This window comes from Nostoc sp. CCY 9925 (assembly GCF_963920935.1).
Lineage (GTDB): Bacteria > Cyanobacteriota > Cyanobacteriia > Cyanobacteriales > Nostocaceae > Nostoc.
Genome location: NZ_CAWUDO010000130.1, coordinates 1 through 17,128, shown reverse-complemented (window position 1 = coordinate 17,128; position 17,128 = coordinate 1). Strand labels below are relative to the sequence as shown.

Sequence of the window (17,128 nt, the reverse complement as noted above, 5' to 3'; positions counted from 1 at the left end):
AGCGCAAGTAAATTGGCCAGATGTATGATATTCTTTATTTATAGGGAATCTAAACCACTTCACGCACAAAGGATCTCCAAGCACTTGCGCTGTAGTGATGAAGCCAAATCCCATAAGTTAACCAATTGTTTGATGAACTGATGATCTTGCTCCATAAGTCTCTGGAGGATTGTGGAAGTACTTGATCGGTAGCAGTTCTAAAGTTCGGGGGGACTTTGGTCTGCTTGCAGTTCATCAATCACTTTTGGGATAAACCTTTTATTATTTACAGATAGTGTTTTCTTAAATCCTCAGAAATAATCGAAGCTTTGGCGAATCAAAAAATAGAATAAGCAATTGATAAATAATCTTATTTGCTATTTAACCAATTGGGTAAAGCAAACTTAATTGAACTTCCAGATTAATTAAATAACCTGGTGTTTAAAATGACTAAACCGAAAACAATCCGTAAATCTGTTCGCGATCGCATTCTAAATACAGCATCAGGCTTATTTTATCGAGAGGGAATTCGCAACGTCGGTATTGACAGAATCGTTGCAGAATCTGGTGTTGCAAAAATGTCACTCTACAATCATTTCAAGTCAAAAGATGCATTAATTGAAGCGTGGCTGCGACAACAGGATGAACAATGGTGTGAATGGCTCAAAACTACGATTGAGCAACGAGCTTCTAACCCATCCCAACAACTATTGGCAATATTCGATGCCCTACGGGAATGGTTTGAGGGCCCAGATTTTCGAGGTTGTGCATTCATTAATGCTTCAGTGGAACTAGCCAATGCTGACCATCCTGGACATAGAGTGGCATTAGAGCATCAACAATCTATCTACCACTACATCAAGAGCCTAGCTCAAGCCGCAGAAGTTTCATCACCGGAACAGTTAGCCAGGCAACTGCTTCTGTTGGTGCAAGGTGCGATCGTGGTTGCGATGATGGAAGGAAGTTGGTCAACCGCTTCACAGGCGAAAAAAGTCGCGGCAACACTAATTCAGACTGCATCAAAATCTGGTGTTATCGAAACAGTTTTGACGTAAGGATTCAGGTCTAATATTGAGGCGTAAAAGGTTTCCAGCCATAGCTCCTGCCAAGTTAATCCATTGTTTAATAGAGGATTGCACCTTGGACTTGAATTGTTTAACCCAATCGTTATAACTGGTAGAGTCAAGAGTTTCAAACCATTGAGCATAACTTCTGAAAGCTTCATCAATTAAATCGACAAACGTTTCGCCAATAGTTTTGTTGTGAAGACCGGGAAGTTGAATCAATTTTTTGAAGTGACGGCGTAGATGAGCCAAACATTTTTGCTGGGAAACAGCTTGATAGCCATTGTAAACACTAAAATCGTCGCTGATCATTACACCTTGATATTGGGTGCCTAAAATTGCTGATAATTCTGCTCTAGAGCGAGTATCAGCCGCAGTAAACAGGCAGAATTCAGAATTAGCCACTACCCATAACCATTCTTTCACCCCTTTAACTGACCAAGGCGTTTCATCCACATGGATATTAGGTTGTGTCTGTTTTAGCCAATCGCTTAATTCATTAATGCTCGGTTCAATTGCTTGTTGTATTCGTTCATTGGTTGCAACTAATGTCCCCAGCCCAATATCGATTTGCCCTAGTTCCCACAACATTTCCTGCTGTTTTTCGTAGGGCATATGTGCATAGTTATTTGTCCATCCTAAAAACGCCTGTAATTTCACCCCTAAATCTTGTCCTGGAATGATATCTTCTGGCCAAGAGGCAGTTTGTACATTGCCACAACTTTTACATATACAGGTATGGCGTTGGTACTCAACTATTTCAATGGGACGTTCCACTAATTGCGCTACAGTCTGTTTTTCTACTTTTACCGCCACAGACGCAAATGCTTTTTGACCACAGTAAACACAATCGGTAGGACGTAAAACTTCATAGCGATCTACTCTACCAAAGCCCTTACGAGTCTTACCTTGATGTCCTGGCTGCCCACCTGGTTTTTTGTTCGGCTGATTTGATTGGTCTTGAGGCGGTGCTTTTTTGTTTTCGCTCTTTTTGTGGATGTCTTGTGATGGCGGTTTCGACGAATTAGAACTGTCTAAATCTCTACTGACTTTTAAACGCTCTATTTCTTGCTGTAATTCACGTATCACCTTGCTCTGCTCAATGATCATGTTTACCAGTTCTTCTTTGGATAACTGGCTCAAACTTTCTCGGTCTAGATCTTGAGGCAGGTTTTGATTCATATTTTTCATACTCCCCCTCAAGTGTTCCCTTTGTCAATACTCTGTTACCTGAATCCTTACGTTTTGACTGCCCAGTTAGAGTGCTGATTATATTCATAAACCCGAACAAATACTTGCACCAGATGATGGTTTTAATAAGATAAATACTGTTGTGTGTAAAATTTTATAGTCTTTTGCTAATTGGACTGACTAAATTCTTATTTATCCCACTATTTCTAGTATAAAACCGTCTCTTGTTCTAAACAAAATGTGCATCTTTAGGATTAAATGCTAGTTTAATTATCTCATGGGGATATACATTGCCAAATATATGATTCCGAGGCACTCTGGCGATTAAAGTTTGTTCTCCCACCTTAACCCAGATACTACAAATACCAATACCATTTAAAACCCGTTCTACTAGTCCTTCAATAATTACCGAACACAGTTTATGTCGCATTGAAGAACTTGCATCGTAAAGATTGAAAGTATCGCCAGATAAACAACATGTAGTAATTGGCTTTGTGATTTCTCCAGGATATAAAAACTCTATCCCGTTTGCAAGTTTGATAAAATTTCCACGGCTACTGCGTTCTACATGGCACGGAATAATATTATCTATCCCTACCAGTCTGGCAAGTTGCTCGTTAGCTGGTCGGCGGATGATAGTTTCCAAGTTATCATCCTGGATAATACAGCCGTCAAATAAAGCGATCGCTCGATCGGCAAAATGGAGTATATCTGTAAAATTATGACTGACTAATATAACTGCCGATCCCCTCGCTTGCGCCCATTGTCTAATTTTCTCGATCATCTGGGGACGTATTCCCACATCTAAAGAGGCAGAAGGCTCATCCAAAAGCAGCAATTCGGAATCAGCAACTAAACCGCAGGCAATACAAACTCGTTTCGCTTCACCACCAGACAGAGAACGCGCTGACTGATTTGCTAAGTGTTCACAGCCAAAAGTTGTCAGTGCAGTATGTACCCTTTGCTTAATTTTGTGTGTTGGTGTGCCGCGAAACTTTAATACCTTGGCAACATTATTAAAAACAGTGTCATCCAGTAGTAAGGTTTCCTGAAAGACCAAAGCCGAACGACGACGCAACAATGTTTTATTGGTATTACGGACATCCTCTCCAAATAATTGCATCTCACCACGGTAAGGTTGCAAGAGATTGATTGTTCTTAACAAAGTGCTTTTACCAGCACCATTGGGGCCAATCACAGCAACTAGTTCCCCTGGACGGACTGTAAAATTGTTAATTGACAGGATATTCTGACGTGGTTTGCTAGCGACGCTCACCTGTCGCATATTCAGGACATATTCGTTAGTACTCATAGAATTTTCTTGTCATGCTGTAAGATAGTCAGCAACACGATTACGGTGTATGTGATGATGAGGAGGATGTATGCGATCGCCATCGCCACATCGTAATTTCCTTTCCCTACCTCTGTAACGATCGCTGTAGTCAGGACTCTAGTCTGCCCCTTAATATTGCCGCCCACCATCATGGATGCACCAACTTCCGAGATGACGCGACCAAAACCAGCCATGATTGCAGCCATTAACCCTAACCGTGCTTCCTTGATTAGCAACCAGTTGGCTTGCCACTGTGTCGCTCCCATTGATAACAGTCGCCAACGTAGCTTCGGATTAATACTGATAATTGCGGCAAAACTGAAGCCAGCAACAATTGGAAAAGCAATGATGGTTTGGGCGACGATCATAGCTATGGGTGTATAAATCAAATCAAGATTTCCCAATGGCCCAGATCGCCACAAAAACATACTGACGAATAAACCAACTACGACGGGTGGTAATCCCATACCGAAGTTAATCAAACTAGTCAGAGTCTGCTTACCGACAAAATCTACTAATGCTAGCCACAGTCCTAATGGTAGTCCTAGTAAAACACTAATGGCTGTAGCTGTTCCAGATACGAACAATGTCATCGTCATGACTTGGAGAACGTCACTATCGCCACTGCTTAATAGCTCAAAAGCTTTGAAAGCTCCTTCGATGATTGTATTCACAAATACAAATCTCTTAAAAAATTGGGAAAGAATACTCAAATATGCAGTAAAGCAACCCTTGATTAGCTGATGCTCAAGTTTTTCTAAAAGCCGTAATCTTTCTCCGTCTTACCGGCATCAACATAAAATAGCGATTGTTTGAACTCTTTTTTCCCGTGGGCTGCAATTATTGTCTGTCCTTTAGGAGATAAGACAAAATTAATAAACGCTTTAGCTCCTGCACTATTGACTCTGGGGTACTTCTTAGAATTTACCTCCATCACATGGTAAAGATTTAACAGTTTCTTATCTCCTTGCACCAGTACAGGCAAAGACAGATTTTTCTGCTGAAATATATACGTTGCCCGATCTGCTAAGGTATATCCCAGTTTTTGATTAGCAACTTGCAAAGTTTCCGCCATCCCTGAACCTGTTTGCTGATACCAAGTTCCAGATGGTGTGATGTTTGCCTGTTTCCATAAATCTTTTTCTAGTTTGTTAGTACCTGAGTCATCACCCCGCGATACAAACAATGCCTGATTTTTGGCAATCAGACTGAATGCTTCCACAGCATTCTTTTTCCCTCTAATCTTTGCTTTGTCTGCATCTGGGCCGACAATCACAAAGTCATTGTGCATTACCAAGTGGCGATTAATCACCGCACCACCCTCCAAAACTTTGCGTTCGGCTTTCGGTGAATTGACGAATAGCGCGTCAACCTCACCTTTTTCAGCCAGAGCCAAAGCTTGTCCGGTGCCGACTGCAACCTTTTTGAGCCTATATCCTGTTTTCTTTTCAATCGCCGGAACTAAATCATCTAGCAGCCCACTATCCTCAATACTGGTTGTCATCGCCACAATGACATTTTTACTTCCTGAAGACTGTCCAAAAGTTGGCTCTTGGTTGAATATACTACCAAAGCTGATGCAAAGAATCGCCACGAGAATTACCAAATACCCATGACGCAAAGCCCGATGATTGATCATTGCACTCTCCTAGCAATCTGTAGCCAATATTCTTTACTATGGCAAGTAAAGCTTACATTGAGGAGTATAGGCAAGATTGATTAGGAAAGCAACTATATTTATGTTGTTTTCCAGACAATTTTGATGATGAGAAGAATTCCTGACAAGATGCTGACATCTTAGTTTTACCCAGCATGGCATTTGTTTAGAAGAACTTCACAGAATTCCTGGTATAGCTTTAGACCGCTTTGTTTCAGTCATTGTGACGTAGTTTAGAGATATTTGGTGGAATGCGATCGCAACAGGTTCGTGTGTCCACGATGGATTTAAGAATAGCAACGATCGGCATCCAGGCAGCCCTAGATATTAAAGGAGGCTATTCCCCTGGCATCAGTAAGCGGTAAAGGAAGTTTTTACTTACTTGGTTCTGTCTAGCCATTTCTAGAAGTAGTATATCTCCATTTTTGAGGAGGACGAAAAAGCATTGAGCATCGAGGTAATCATCGTTGCGTAATCCTTCATCAGCTACCTTTGTTTCCTCTATCTCCTCATAGTTCAAGTAATGCTCTTTGTCCTCAACATCTACTACATTAAATACGATCGGCATTAGCTTTTAAGGTACAAGAGTACATTGTCGATCATAAATCGTATAGTTGCTTAAAATTTGTTGGTTTAGTTGCAAAATACAATCCTCGTGGGATGTCCTGATATGGTTTGGGATCTCAGGATTTCAAGGATATATAATGCGCCTTTAGTATTGTAATTAAGTTATTAATTAGGCAACTTGGAACAAATCAATGCAACTAATTTATCTGGGAATTGGCACTCATCACTTCATCAATTGTGCGTGGGACAATGCTAAGATTATTCGTGAGTATGCTCTGGTATTGCAAATTATTCAGGGTTTGGTAACGGCTCCTATTTTATTATTTGATGCTGAAGCGATCGCAGTTGATCAAAAACTGCGATCGCAACGCATTTTAAGTTTTGTCTAGAGCAAAGTGAAGGGTGTTACACAACCAGGAGCCTAAGAAGTGGTTAACAACAAAATGTCATTGCCAGATATAAATAAGGACAAACAAAACAATCCAGATTACATCAACAAAGTGCCAAAAAATAGAAGTGGCATTTACACCAAAATGACCTGTGTCGTAGTTACCAGGAATGAAAGAGCGACCAAAAACAAGTATCTGCAATAAAATGCCAGTAAGAACGTGCAAACCGTGGAAACCTGTTAGTAAGTAGAACATCCCACCAAAAACACCTGTGGTAAAGCCAAAAGAAAGATGGTTCCATTCGATCGCTTGTCCGACTAAAAAGTAACTTCCCATTGCGATCGAAAGCATTAGAAACTGGCGAAATGTTATCAAGTCCTGGCGTGCAAGGGCGCGTTCTGCTAAGTAGATGACAAAGCTACTAGAAACAAGAATTACCGTATTAATTGCCGGATCTCTGACTTCGAGTCCAGAAACACCAGCTGGTAGCCAGTCAGAATTTGCTGTTTTATAGACAATATATGCTGTAAAAAAACCGAGGAAAATGAAAGTCTCTGACAGCAGGAAGACAATGAAGCCGAACATCTTGCTGCCTTCTTCATCATGGGTATGCTCGTGTGAGGGATGATCTGATTCTTCTGAAATAATGGAACTGTCCATTGCTTGAAACTCCTATATACTTATTTCACGCAGAGGCACAGAGAAAGTAGTAGTTTGCGATCGCGTAATACCTCACCTCAAAACCTCTGCGTCTCTACGTGAGGTTAATTCTTTCATTCAGCTAATGCTCGGCTACCAATGGTTCAGATTTCCCATAGCCGTAGGGTTCACTTATAACAACTGGAATTTCCTCAAAGTTCTCGACAGGAGGTGGTGAAGAAACTAACCATTCCAGTCCAATTGCTCGCCAAGGATTCTTCGGTGCTTGCTGGCCATGTATCCAAGAACCAATCATATTCAGAATGAAGGGTAAGGTAGACACACCTAACAAAAATCCGCCGATACTGGCGATAATATTCCAAAATTCATACTCTGGGGCATAAGAAGAAACTCGACGCAACATTCCCTGTAATCCTAGTGGGTGCATTGGAAAGAAGTTGAGGTTAGTGCCAATGAACGCCAGCCAGAAGTGCAACTTGCCCAAGCCTTCGTAATACATACGTCCAGTCATCTTGGGGAACCAGAAGTAAATAGCAGCAAACATCCCCATTGTTACCGTGCCATATAGAACATAGTGGAAGTGACCCACCACATAGTAAGTGTTGTTGACATGGACATCAATGGGAACAGAAGAAAGGGTGATGCCAGTGATACCTGCAAATACAAATAATATTAATGCACCAAACGCAAACAGCATTGGTGTATCAAATCGGAGCTTGCCACCCCAAATCGTTGCAGTCCAAGCAAACACCTTAATACCAGTGGGGACAGAAACGAACATGGTTGTGAGCATGAAAAACAGCCGCATCCAGCCTGGAGTACCACTGACGTATAAATGGTGTACCCAGACTATACCGCTAACTCCAGCAATCAGGAGTGATGAAATAGCGACAATCTTATAGCCAAACAGAGGTTTACGAGCAAAAACAGGGAATATCTCTGAAAAGACTCCAAAGACCGGCAAAATGATCACGTAAACAGCAGGGTGGGAGTAGAACCAGAAAAAGTGCTGAAATAGAACTGGGTCGCCTCCCTTGGTGGGGTCAAAAAAGCTAGTTCCAACTGTTAAGTCGAGTAAAAGCATGACTGCACCTGCTGTTAATACAGGTAGTCCAAACAGTTGGATAATCTGGGCGCTGAATACATTCCAAACAAAGATGGGCATACGGAAGAATGTCATGCCAGGTGCGCGCATCTTCACAATCGTGGTGACAAAGTTAATCCCCCCCATAATTGAGGAAACACCTGATATTGCCACTGCTAGAAGCCAGATTACTTCACCATTGATTAAGTTGCCTGTCGGGTTTTGCAAGCTAACGGGAGGGTATGACCACCAACCAGCTTGCGCTGGGCCACCGGGTACAAAGAAACTGGCCATCAATAGGATAGCAGCGATCGGTATCATCCAGAAGGCAACAGCATTCAGTCTAGGAAACGCCATATCTCGCGCCCCAATCATCAGAGGTACAAGATAGTTAGCAAAACCTGTAAGTATGGGGAATGTCCATCCAAATAACATCACAGTGCCGTGCATGGTGAACATTGCATTATAAACACTACGGTCAACTAGGTCTGATTCTGGGGTAATCAATTCCCCACGAATGATCATTGCAAATATGCCACCAACTAAAAAGAGAATGAAAGCGGTAACAATATACTGAATACTGATAACTTTGTGGTCTGTGCTAAAGCTAAAGTATTGCTTCCAGTCTGTTTTAGGTTCCTGTTGAGGTGCGTCACCTGTAATGTCTTCAACGGAAATATTTGTCATTGTCTTTTATCCTTTATTCTTTATCATTTGTCACTTATCCAAAACCAATGACCATTGTACAGACGCGATTAATCGCGTCTCTACTGACTAATTGCTGTAATTAACTACAGGGGCTTGTGCAGGTGCTACCGTAACCCAGCCTTTGATTAATTCTTTTGATTCTTGGGCATATTCGGAAGCTGCTTGATTATTTGCAGTACATGGTTTACGGTTTGCTGCTTCTGTAAGCCACTTCTTGTAATCTTCAGGGGACTCGACAACAACATTTGCCTGCATGGTTGCAAAGTAAGTACCGCTAAATTCGGAATCGGTCAATTCATATTTGCCAATGCGGATGGGGGTGAATTCAAAGTCAATGTTGCGGTTGGGAATAATGTCTTGCTTGACTCGGAAAGCCGGAATATAAAAGCCGTGGAGAACATCCTCAGATTGCATTGCTAGACGGATGCGATGATTAACGGGTAAATGTAGTTCGGTGCTGGTAATTCCTTTTTCTGGATAGCGGAAAACCCAAGCCCACTGTTTGGCATTAACTTCAATGTCTTCAAATGGAATTACATTTGATGTAGCATCAGTTGATACAATTGAGGAAGTCGGGGAGGCGGAAACTATGCCTGCATCTCCGTTAATTGGTGCAGCAGATGCAGATTTCATCCCTATTGGAATATGCAGATGCATAGCTTCCATTGGGCCTTGAATCCCCATTTGCTCATAGATTTGGTAGCTGTAGGTGGCAATCCAAAACACTAGCAATACAGGAATTACAGTCCAGACAATTTCTAGTGTGATATTTCCTTCAATTGGAGGGCCATCGCTGGTATCATATTGCTCTGCTCGATGGAAAATCGCTGAGTAGATGAGTGTTCCTGTGACTCCAAGGAAGATAAATGCTCCCAGCGTGATTAAGAAACTAAACAACTTATCGACGAGCTGCGATTCTGCTGCGGCTTGAGGAGGCATCCAGGAATACGTCCACTGCCCTATCAAAAGACTAACAGCAGTTAAGGCGATCGCGATCGCACTCAATATCAAAACATTTCGGATTTTCATAGCCATAAAAGTCATTGGTCAGAGACGCGATTAATCGCGTCTGTACAATAGTCATTAGTACTCGTACAAAGGACTAACATCGATTACTTCAGCAATAAGTTGGGGTTTTTGCCCAAGCGCAATAACATATCAGCAGTATTGTGAACCCCAAACTCAGCAGCTAATTGCGCCCCTAGCGTACCGTGGATGAACATGATGAACATGATGAACAGTCCAGAAACTAAATAAGTCCACTGCACTTGTTGACTATCATCCTGACGCCAAATATAACGCTGAAATCCTCTCCAAATCGCCATCCCAAGAATCAGCGCTAGTAGAAAAACACCACCCACTCCATGCCAAAGCATTGTTTCCATAGCTTCTAATCCCCAGGCACTCTTTACTCCAGTGAGTGGTTCTGCCAACATGATTTCGTAAAAACCTGCTGCTACCGTAAAAATTGTGATGAGTGCCGAACCTAGCATATTATACCAGCCAGCATCAAAGAAGCTAGAACGAGTGGCAGGAACTGCTAAAAACTTGAAGATTGGTTGTTGTAGAGGGAAGAATGCACCAATCAAATCAAAGGTAATGCCAAGGATGAACAAACCTATAGTGAGATGAACTAAATTTGGGTGAATGGGTATAGTGTAGGGCAACCCATTTGCTCCCATCTGAGTCTTTAATTGCTCAATAACTTCAGGGTTCATTGCAGTAAGCCCTCCTTTATAGCTTCAACAACTGGTACAGTGTGCAACCCATATACCCAAACCAATTCATCTCCGAAATACACTTGTATGCCTACCAAAACAGTCAAAAGTAGACTTGCTGCTAGATAATAAACTGATATCTTTTCTGGAGTGCGGCAATGAATCACGTAACGCCAAGCTGTAATAGCTGCCAGAATTCCTGCAAGTGACCAGCCAAGGAGCGTATGTAAATTAAGTACTGGTTGAGCTGCGTTATAAGGTTGTGCTAAACCTGCTTCAAATTGACCAAAAATAACGGCGATGAAGATGGAAATTGTAGCGAAAAACATATTCCACCAACTCACCTCAAAAAGACGGTAGTTGCTAGTAAAGTATCCAATGACATCACACACGAAGGCAAACAACACCATTGCAATCACAAAATGGACAATGATGGGATGTATCGTATCAGGATACGGTAAATTATGGTTATTCAGAAGATTCTCAAGCATGGTATTCTACTGATATGTTAGTTAGTGTTTAGTGCTTAACAATCAATACTTCACAATCTTTTGATTTTTACAACAACTTAGATTGCATTTAAAATCCTTCTAAATAACAACAGCAATTCTGATGAGGAGAATTCTTTCACAGAGTAGCTTGATTCTGATCGGCAAAAGCTCACTGGAATGAATATAGAATAGCAAGTTATCGAAAAAGGTTTTACTCGTTGGTAAATGCTGATGAACGAGTTACTACTTTCCATCTGTGAAGTCAAACAATGATGGAGAAATTGCGAGCGGCATTACCATTACGTATTTTGGAATCATCCTTGGCTGATTGTCTTTGACCGCAATCACGTAATTATTTCCATAGTCTATGGATTAACTGGCAAGTTTTTTTGGCAGTGCAAAGAATCAAAGCTAAATACAGCATTTTTTAGCTCCAAAGCCGCAATTAAATTTTGCACTACTACGATTTCCCTCTCGTCCTTGTTTTGGATCTCTTCCATATTGACTACTAGTCCTTTTTTACTCGCAAACACTGTTACGATACTGACAAAATTCTGACATGATTTTTCGTAGTCTTGGACTGTTTCCTTAATGCTTTTACCGTCGATACTACACCACTCAGATTCTTCTATTTCAACGTAGTTTTGCGCCCAGTGATTAAATTTTGTCACCAGTTTATCAAAATCGACTCCCATCGCTATGCGCCTGATAGTTGAGTATGAGGGAACACCGTGTTTTTGTATTTCAAACGTTTTGATTAACGCTCGACGATGCCGTTTGACAAAATCTCCCCATGCACGATAGCCAACATATCCACTCATAGTGCCCATTATTACAAACAGCAACACCAACCATAGTGGATGTCTTCGACCATCACTTGTTCTGAAGTCTTCTACTTGCCGCAGATGTTCAATCAGACAAGCACCCATGATTCTTATCCCCTCAACACTTGCAATTTTACCTGTTTTAGGGAATGAAACAGCCCTGCCTGCTCCCTGTTCCTTGTCCTCTTCAATGACTAAATAGGCTTAGGGCATAATAATGTCCAAAGCTCATAAATAGAATTGCTAGTTTTGGAGTGTACTTTATTTTTTTGAAGAATTTTGTACTTCTTATTCTCCATATATAAAGAATATCATACATTTGTTAAAATTACTTGCGATCGCCAACTAATTTTCAAATAGTATGTGTGGTTACAATTAATCAGAAGCTAGAGAGTTTTTAGGTAACAGTTGCACTTTTTCTACTGTTTCTGGGTTAGCAATTTTGACCTGTTCAAGAAAACGAGATATCCAAGGTAAAGCCACCATAATTACTGTTAAAACCATCAGAAATAGAGCTATTCCAAAAATTTGATCGCGGGGGATTTCGAGTACTCCACGTAAAATCACCTCTCTTAAAGCAGAAACAATAGTAATTTCTACTGCTGCGGTAACAGATGTTCGCTGTTGTTGTAGATGGTCAATTAACAGGCGGAACAACTCTACTAAAATCAAAATGAACAGGATATCAGATGTTACTTGTCGTAAATCTAATGGACTCAAAAAGGAGAAAAACATATCTCCCAGTCGAATGAGCATCACACAGAACAAACCAAGGCAGAGAGAAATGATAATAAAGTCTTGAAAAAATTCCAGGTTACGTACAATTGTATTTCTTTGTAACCAGTTATTGAAACTTGAAATTATCCCCTTTTGCATGGTATTTCCTAATAGACTAGATTCATTTATCTCCATAACTGAAATAGTGCTGAGTATCTAGCATCGATTACTCAGCACTTGGAACTGTATTCAATCCCCATTTAGCTATGGGGTTTAACTCAGCCCTATTAAACTATTTGGAACCGTTGAGTTTATGGGCGGTTTCGGCAGTTTTCATCTTTGATGCTGCGGTTGTTAAGTTATTCGCAGCTTTGACGATCTCTTCTAAGGTTTCGTTAACCAGATTTTCATCAAGAGAGGTTTCTGATAAGTAAGTTTCGATAAAAATCTCCACTCGACTAACAATTATTTTGCTTTGAGAGCGTAGTCTGTTGAGGTCTTTGGTAGATAGATTATTCATTGTTTGAAGCTCCTTTGGTTTCGCGGGTTAATTCTACATTTTTGGTCAGCAATTCTCAGTCAAAGAGCGATTCTTACAGGTCAGCCTTTTTTGAAAGATAAAATTTGCTGGAATACCAATTAAATTGTTCGCCTGTTGACTGCTTAAATGCCTTCAGATTCCCCAAATTCTTACAAAAGTTTCAAGCAGGAGAATTGCTATATCTGACAAGTTAGCGAGTCTATTTTAGGACTTACGCACTGAAAACTAAGGTTTGAGATTGCTTCTATTGGAGATGCTGCACTCGCAATGACATAATTTTGTCATGGTGCCTAAGTTCTTATCTATTGCTTAGACTTATGCACCGAAATCATCTTTTGAAACTGAAGTGTAGGGTTTTGAGTCTTTAAGTGTCAAAAGCTTTGGTGCAGATATCAGAAGTTCTCCTCTGGTCGCCGCAGCGCATAGTTTACTTGAGACGAGTAGTCTGTCAAATTCATTTTGATGGTTAAAGAGACACGATAAATCGCCGTCTCTACTCTTAATTTATCCATCAATTATTTATTGACAGACTACTAAAGATAGGGTGGATGCTTACCCTGTATCTTTGTATTCTGGCTGTTGACTCCTTTTATAACAACTTGAAGCCGAAGTTATTCAGAGTCTCACGCAAATCTTTACACCCTTTTAAATAGTCTAAAGTGGCTATTCGCTCGGCTGAATGTTGCGACCAATCACCAGCGACATTCATTTTTTGTTCAGTGTAGAACTCTTTCATGATATCATTATAGTGAGTGATCGCTTCATCTTGCTCTGCCAATTTATAGGTTTCCCGGTGGAATACAGCTGGCTGAGGTAGACGCGGCTTAACAACAGGTTGTGCTTCAGGATTGGGATAACCCACACACAATCCAAACACAGGGAATACAAAAGGTGGCAAATTCAATAATGTGGCTACCTCTTGAGTACTTTTGCGGATTGCGCCGATATATACCGTTCCTAAACCAACAGATTCAGCAGCTACGATCGCATTTTGCGCTGCGACTGAAGCATCGACTATGGCTTTAACCAACAGTTCTACATAATCCAGAGCTACGGGAGTTAGTCCGCGACTTAGGGCAACATGAGCCAGACGACCTAAATCTGCTAACCAAACGAAGAATACGGGAGCTTGGTTAATCCATACTTGGTTATTAGCCAGCCTGCATAATTCTGCTTTGCGTTCTTGATCTTCAACTGCTACTACACTCCAGGTTTGCATATTAGCTGAACTAGGAGCAGATTGAGCAGCAGCAACTAGCCATTCTAGGGTTCCTGGTGGTAAAGGATCAGATAGATAAGACCGGACTGAACGGTGGGCTATTAGCGTTTCTAGAGAGGCGTTCCAGTCAATTTCGTAATTGAAGGGAACTTCACCGTAGCGTGATCGCAGTAGTTCTGTAGGATTAGTCATAGTCAGCTTTTGAACCTGAACACTTTTTGACGATTTCAGAGGGATTACCAACGACGAAGAAGAACCAGAAAATCAGGAGGCTGATTTTCTGACAAAAGTAGAGAGAAAATACTTAATTGCTACGCAGCTAGCTGGGTTTTTCCGAAATCTGAAGTTAGGCGATCGTTCCGAAAAAAAGCAACTCGTAAAGCTAGCCGATACTCAGATGCAGGGCAAGTAAGCGGAGTAACCGTATGCCAAGAATTGTCAGAACGTGCGATCGCAACTGAGGAATCACTAAGGGGTAGAATATCTTGGAAGGCAGATTCCGGCTGGGAGTCTTTGAGAATTCGCAAACAGCCTCCCCAATCTACAGACCATTGTTGATTGAAAAATAGCAGATGAGTTAAAACTTTGTTCGGCTCGTCTGTATGAGGGTGATGTAACTGTCCTGAGCTATATCGGCGAAATCCAATATCCATTAGACAGTCTTTTAGTTCCAACCCAGACATTTCGGCTATGGCTGCGCGGTAAGAATCTGTCCACAATCCTTCTATCAACTGTCGCCAGACTTTACTCAGGTGTCTCAAGTCATAAGTAAGTCTGCCTTGTGCCATCCGCTCTCGCCAGCGATTATCGCTAGATTTGAGCATCAAGGAAATATCCTCGCTAGTTGCAAGCATTTTTCCCCAAGAGTATCCATATCCCTCTCCCTCCGACAGGCGAAATTCTTCGTGGGGAAAACTCGCAGTTAGTTCTAAGCTTGCTTCTGGTGAAAGCAGGTTTTTGATCAAAGCCCAATTGTATGGGACTTTTTGCATTGCTGTGGTACGAATGGAATCAAAATTAAGCATGGTAGAAAAAACGCTTTAGTATAATTAACCAATCATGATTACCCTGGACATCAAGTGGTATTGAACTAGAGGCTGGGGACTAGGGAATGGGGACTAGGGAATGAGGACTGAGAAGATTTAAGATGGGAATTTAGATCCCAAGCAAATCTGATTCATATTTTCTTGCCCAGTACTCATTACCCAGTTCTGAAGCGCCCTGATCGCAATAATTTTGTAGGATTTGTCATAGCCAACTTTTGAACTTGAACGCTTTTTTACGATTTCAGAGGGATTACCAACCTCATTGCAAATTTGTTTAGGTGCAAGACAACTCGCTTTACCGATAGCGGTTCTTCACTACTGCTCAAAATAAGTCCAGATCAACCTCTCCAGAATCAAACTGCTTTCCCTGCTGTTTGAGTGATTGTCCTTGGAGACTACGCAACAGGGAGCGCAAAACATCAGTCTTAGTGCGTTGGAACCGCTTGCAGTACTGCTCTAGAAGTTGCCGTTCTTCTGGAGACAATTGAAAAGTGATCCATCCTTGCTCTTTTCTCGGCATAGCTATTACCAACATAATTGGTAACATTCTAGCAGTTGGTACAATAACTGCAATCGCTAACCAGAGACGGAATTGTGATGCTTTCTTAACCCTCCCGACTCCTCATTGAGTTCACCTTTGGGGAACAAAACTCAGGAGTTCTTCAACAGTGAGACTGCGCTTAACTTTTACTGACTCATGCTTTACAGCATCCAGCACTGATTGAATTTCTGGCTGACTGAGTATGATTCCATGTTCTTGCAGCACACTGATGATCAGATGCCGACCGGAATGTTTGCCTACAACAAGGCGACGTTCCCAACCAACATCTTCCGGCGCAAAAGGTTCGTAAGTACCGGGATTTTGCAACACACCGTGAGCATGAATCCCTGACTCGTGTGCAAAAGTATTTTCACCCACGATCGCTTTCCAGGGAGGAACCGGCCAATTAGCAGCTTTAGCAACTAACCGTGACAGTTCCAGCAACCGTTTTGTATTAATACCTGTTGGGATGTTGTAGAGGTGTTTCAGTGCCATCACAATTTCTTCCAGCGCCGCATTACCTGCGCGTTCACCAATCCCATTTACTGTAGTGTTAACCGATCGCGCTCCTGCTTCAATACCAGCTAGCGAGTTCGCCATTGCCAGTCCAAAATCATTATGCGTGTGCATTTCTATGGGAATGAATAGATGATGCACAAGGGAGCGAACTTTGCTGTAAGTGTTCAGAGGGTCGAGAATTCCTACAGTGTCACAAAAGCGAAACCGGAAAGCTCCCAACTCTTGAGCATAATACGCCACATCCAATAGAAAAGATGGATCGGCTCTGGAAGAATCTTCTCCGCCAACAGATACAGCTAAACCGCGATCGCAAGCAAAATTAATCGCATCCCGCAGCAGATCCAGCATTACCTGCTGCTTGCCCCCAAACTTGGCGGCAATCTGAATTTCTGAGACAGGAACGGAAATATGCACCCGTTCCAAACCACAATCTATAGATGCCTGGATATCGGACAATTTAGCACGGTTCCAGCCAAGTAACTGGGCATTTAATCCCAGATTAGCGATCGCTCGAATCGACTCTGCTTCTTCTTGCCCCATTGCCGGAACGCCAATTTCCAATTCTGGAACACCAATGGCATCAAGAAAAGTAGCGATCGCAATTTTTTCTTCAACATTAAAGGCTACACCTGCGGCTTGTTCACCATCTCGCAAGGTTGTATCATTAATCTGAACTGGATGTTTGTTCATAGTGAAGTGATGATTCATTTTGCAGCTAACTTGTTGGGTGATTTTGATTTACTTGAAGAATTCGTAATTGAAAGACAGAGCATCCTAACTTGAGTTGTGGAAACTAAAAGACATATTCTTTAGCCGTAGGGTAATAATTACGAATTACGAATTACGAATTACGAATTACGAATTACGAATTACGAATTAC

17 protein-coding genes and 2 pseudogenes are annotated in these 17,128 nt (G+C 41.6%); 2 read left to right on the top strand and 17 right to left on the bottom strand.

The window, feature by feature from the left end; all coding sequences use genetic code 11:
* The first annotated feature begins 425 nt into the window (after positions 1-425).
* Complete coding sequence (locus tag ACM0OY_RS35375) at positions 426-1,034, top strand: TetR/AcrR family transcriptional regulator (RefSeq protein WP_414573417.1); 609 nt, start codon at positions 426-428, stop codon at positions 1,032-1,034.
* Between the two features lie 21 nt (positions 1,035-1,055).
* Here ACM0OY_RS35375 and tnpC read toward each other — a convergent pair.
* The 5 genes and pseudogenes from tnpC to ACM0OY_RS35350 form a co-directional block, all read right to left on the bottom strand.
* Positions 1,056-2,225: pseudogene (gene tnpC, locus ACM0OY_RS35370) on the bottom strand (IS66 family transposase); the annotation flags it as partial.
* Between the two features lie 238 nt (positions 2,226-2,463).
* A complete protein-coding gene (locus tag ACM0OY_RS35365; protein WP_414573416.1) occupies positions 2,464-3,546 on the bottom strand; it encodes an energy-coupling factor ABC transporter ATP-binding protein in 1,083 nt (360 codons plus the stop codon).
* Positions 3,543-4,241 carry an ABC transporter permease gene (locus tag ACM0OY_RS35360; protein ID WP_414573415.1) on the bottom strand — a complete coding sequence of 233 codons (699 nt, stop codon included), beginning with the start codon at positions 4,239-4,241 and terminating at the stop codon, positions 3,543-3,545. The genes ACM0OY_RS35365 and ACM0OY_RS35360 overlap by 4 nt, the downstream gene beginning before the upstream one ends.
* 83 nt (positions 4,242-4,324) lie before the next feature.
* Complete coding sequence (locus tag ACM0OY_RS35355) at positions 4,325-5,206, bottom strand: substrate-binding domain-containing protein (RefSeq protein ID WP_414573414.1); 882 nt, start codon at positions 5,204-5,206, stop codon at positions 4,325-4,327.
* Between the two features lie 355 nt (positions 5,207-5,561).
* Positions 5,562-5,792: a hypothetical protein gene (locus ACM0OY_RS35350; protein WP_179069589.1), complete on the bottom strand. Its 231-nt coding sequence runs from the start codon at positions 5,790-5,792 to the stop codon at positions 5,562-5,564.
* A 190-nt stretch (positions 5,793-5,982) separates the two neighbouring features.
* Here ACM0OY_RS35350 and ACM0OY_RS35345 point away from each other — a divergent pair, with 190 nt between their 5' ends.
* Positions 5,983-6,180, top strand: coding sequence for a hypothetical protein (locus ACM0OY_RS35345; protein ID WP_414573413.1), 198 nt, complete (start codon positions 5,983-5,985; stop codon positions 6,178-6,180).
* A 57-nt stretch (positions 6,181-6,237) separates the two neighbouring features.
* Here the strand turns inward: ACM0OY_RS35345 and ACM0OY_RS35340 are convergent, their stop codons facing one another.
* The 12 genes and pseudogenes from ACM0OY_RS35340 to nifV form a co-directional block, all read right to left on the bottom strand.
* Positions 6,238-6,840 carry a cytochrome c oxidase subunit 3 gene (locus tag ACM0OY_RS35340; protein ID WP_414573412.1) on the bottom strand — a complete coding sequence of 201 codons (603 nt, stop codon included), beginning with the start codon at positions 6,838-6,840 and terminating at the stop codon, positions 6,238-6,240.
* A 121-nt stretch (positions 6,841-6,961) separates the two neighbouring features.
* Positions 6,962-8,611 (bottom strand): cytochrome c oxidase subunit I, encoded by a 1,650-nt coding sequence (gene ctaD / locus ACM0OY_RS35335; protein ID WP_414573411.1) that lies wholly within the window; start codon positions 8,609-8,611, stop codon positions 6,962-6,964.
* 87 nt (positions 8,612-8,698) lie between these two features.
* Positions 8,699-9,661: a cytochrome c oxidase subunit II gene (locus tag ACM0OY_RS35330; RefSeq protein WP_414573419.1), complete on the bottom strand. Its 963-nt coding sequence runs from the start codon at positions 9,659-9,661 to the stop codon at positions 8,699-8,701.
* Between the two features lie 83 nt (positions 9,662-9,744).
* Positions 9,745-10,350, bottom strand: a complete 606-nt coding sequence (locus ACM0OY_RS35325; protein ID WP_414573410.1) for a DUF2231 domain-containing protein — start codon at positions 10,348-10,350, stop codon at positions 9,745-9,747.
* Positions 10,347-10,841, bottom strand: coding sequence for a DUF2231 domain-containing protein (locus ACM0OY_RS35320; protein WP_094332480.1), 495 nt, complete (start codon positions 10,839-10,841; stop codon positions 10,347-10,349). The genes ACM0OY_RS35325 and ACM0OY_RS35320 overlap by 4 nt, the downstream gene beginning before the upstream one ends.
* Before the next feature lie 365 nt (positions 10,842-11,206).
* Positions 11,207-11,770: an ISAs1 family transposase gene (locus ACM0OY_RS35315; protein WP_414573409.1), complete on the bottom strand. Its 564-nt coding sequence runs from the start codon at positions 11,768-11,770 to the stop codon at positions 11,207-11,209.
* A 270-nt stretch (positions 11,771-12,040) separates the two neighbouring features.
* Positions 12,041-12,541, bottom strand: a complete 501-nt coding sequence (locus ACM0OY_RS35310; RefSeq protein ID WP_414573418.1) for a phosphate-starvation-inducible PsiE family protein — start codon at positions 12,539-12,541, stop codon at positions 12,041-12,043.
* A 133-nt stretch (positions 12,542-12,674) separates the two neighbouring features.
* Positions 12,675-12,902, bottom strand: a complete 228-nt coding sequence (locus tag ACM0OY_RS35305) for a hypothetical protein (RefSeq protein ID WP_094332482.1) — start codon at positions 12,900-12,902, stop codon at positions 12,675-12,677.
* Positions 12,903-13,512: 610 nt separating this feature from the next.
* Positions 13,513-14,334: an NADPH-dependent oxidoreductase gene (locus ACM0OY_RS35300; protein WP_414573408.1), complete on the bottom strand. Its 822-nt coding sequence runs from the start codon at positions 14,332-14,334 to the stop codon at positions 13,513-13,515.
* 119 nt (positions 14,335-14,453) lie between these two features.
* Entirely contained in the window at positions 14,454-15,167 is a 714-nt protein-coding gene (locus tag ACM0OY_RS35295; protein ID WP_414573407.1) for a 2OG-Fe(II) oxygenase, read from the bottom strand.
* Between the two features lie 400 nt (positions 15,168-15,567).
* Positions 15,568-15,708: pseudogene (locus ACM0OY_RS35290) on the bottom strand (CopG family transcriptional regulator); the annotation flags it as partial.
* Positions 15,709-15,819: 111 nt separating this feature from the next.
* Positions 15,820-16,938: a homocitrate synthase gene (gene nifV / locus ACM0OY_RS35285; RefSeq protein WP_179069599.1), complete on the bottom strand. Its 1,119-nt coding sequence runs from the start codon at positions 16,936-16,938 to the stop codon at positions 15,820-15,822.
* Positions 16,939-17,128 lie beyond the last annotated feature (190 nt).

Excerpts from the sequence above, each read along its gene's own strand:
- ACM0OY_RS35320 (WP_094332480.1), bottom strand. The coding sequence starts at position 10,841 with ATGCTTGAGAATCTTCTGAATAACCATAATTTACCGTATCCTGATACG.
- ACM0OY_RS35355 (WP_414573414.1), bottom strand. The coding sequence starts at position 5,206 with ATGATCAATCATCGGGCTTTGCGTCATGGGTATTTGGTAATTCTCGTG.
- ACM0OY_RS35340 (WP_414573412.1), bottom strand. The coding sequence starts at position 6,840 with ATGGACAGTTCCATTATTTCAGAAGAATCAGATCATCCCTCACACGAG.
- ACM0OY_RS35365 (WP_414573416.1), bottom strand. The coding sequence starts at position 3,546 with ATGAGTACTAACGAATATGTCCTGAATATGCGACAGGTGAGCGTCGCT.
- ctaD (WP_414573411.1), bottom strand. The coding sequence starts at position 8,611 with ATGACAAATATTTCCGTTGAAGACATTACAGGTGACGCACCTCAACAG.
- nifV (WP_179069599.1), bottom strand. The coding sequence starts at position 16,938 with ATGAACAAACATCCAGTTCAGATTAATGATACAACCTTGCGAGATGGT.
- ACM0OY_RS35325 (WP_414573410.1), bottom strand. The coding sequence starts at position 10,350 with ATGAACCCTGAAGTTATTGAGCAATTAAAGACTCAGATGGGAGCAAAT.
- ACM0OY_RS35295 (WP_414573407.1), bottom strand. The coding sequence starts at position 15,167 with ATGCTTAATTTTGATTCCATTCGTACCACAGCAATGCAAAAAGTCCCA.
- ACM0OY_RS35350 (WP_179069589.1), bottom strand. The coding sequence starts at position 5,792 with ATGCCGATCGTATTTAATGTAGTAGATGTTGAGGACAAAGAGCATTAC.
- ACM0OY_RS35300 (WP_414573408.1), bottom strand. The coding sequence starts at position 14,334 with ATGACTAATCCTACAGAACTACTGCGATCACGCTACGGTGAAGTTCCC.
- ACM0OY_RS35305 (WP_094332482.1), bottom strand. The coding sequence starts at position 12,902 with ATGAATAATCTATCTACCAAAGACCTCAACAGACTACGCTCTCAAAGC.
- ACM0OY_RS35315 (WP_414573409.1), bottom strand. The coding sequence starts at position 11,770 with ATGGGTGCTTGTCTGATTGAACATCTGCGGCAAGTAGAAGACTTCAGA.
- ACM0OY_RS35310 (WP_414573418.1), bottom strand. The coding sequence starts at position 12,541 with ATGCAAAAGGGGATAATTTCAAGTTTCAATAACTGGTTACAAAGAAAT.
- ACM0OY_RS35375 (WP_414573417.1), top strand. The coding sequence starts at position 426 with ATGACTAAACCGAAAACAATCCGTAAATCTGTTCGCGATCGCATTCTA.
- ACM0OY_RS35345 (WP_414573413.1), top strand. The coding sequence starts at position 5,983 with ATGCAACTAATTTATCTGGGAATTGGCACTCATCACTTCATCAATTGT.
- ACM0OY_RS35330 (WP_414573419.1), bottom strand. The coding sequence starts at position 9,661 with ATGAAAATCCGAAATGTTTTGATATTGAGTGCGATCGCGATCGCCTTA.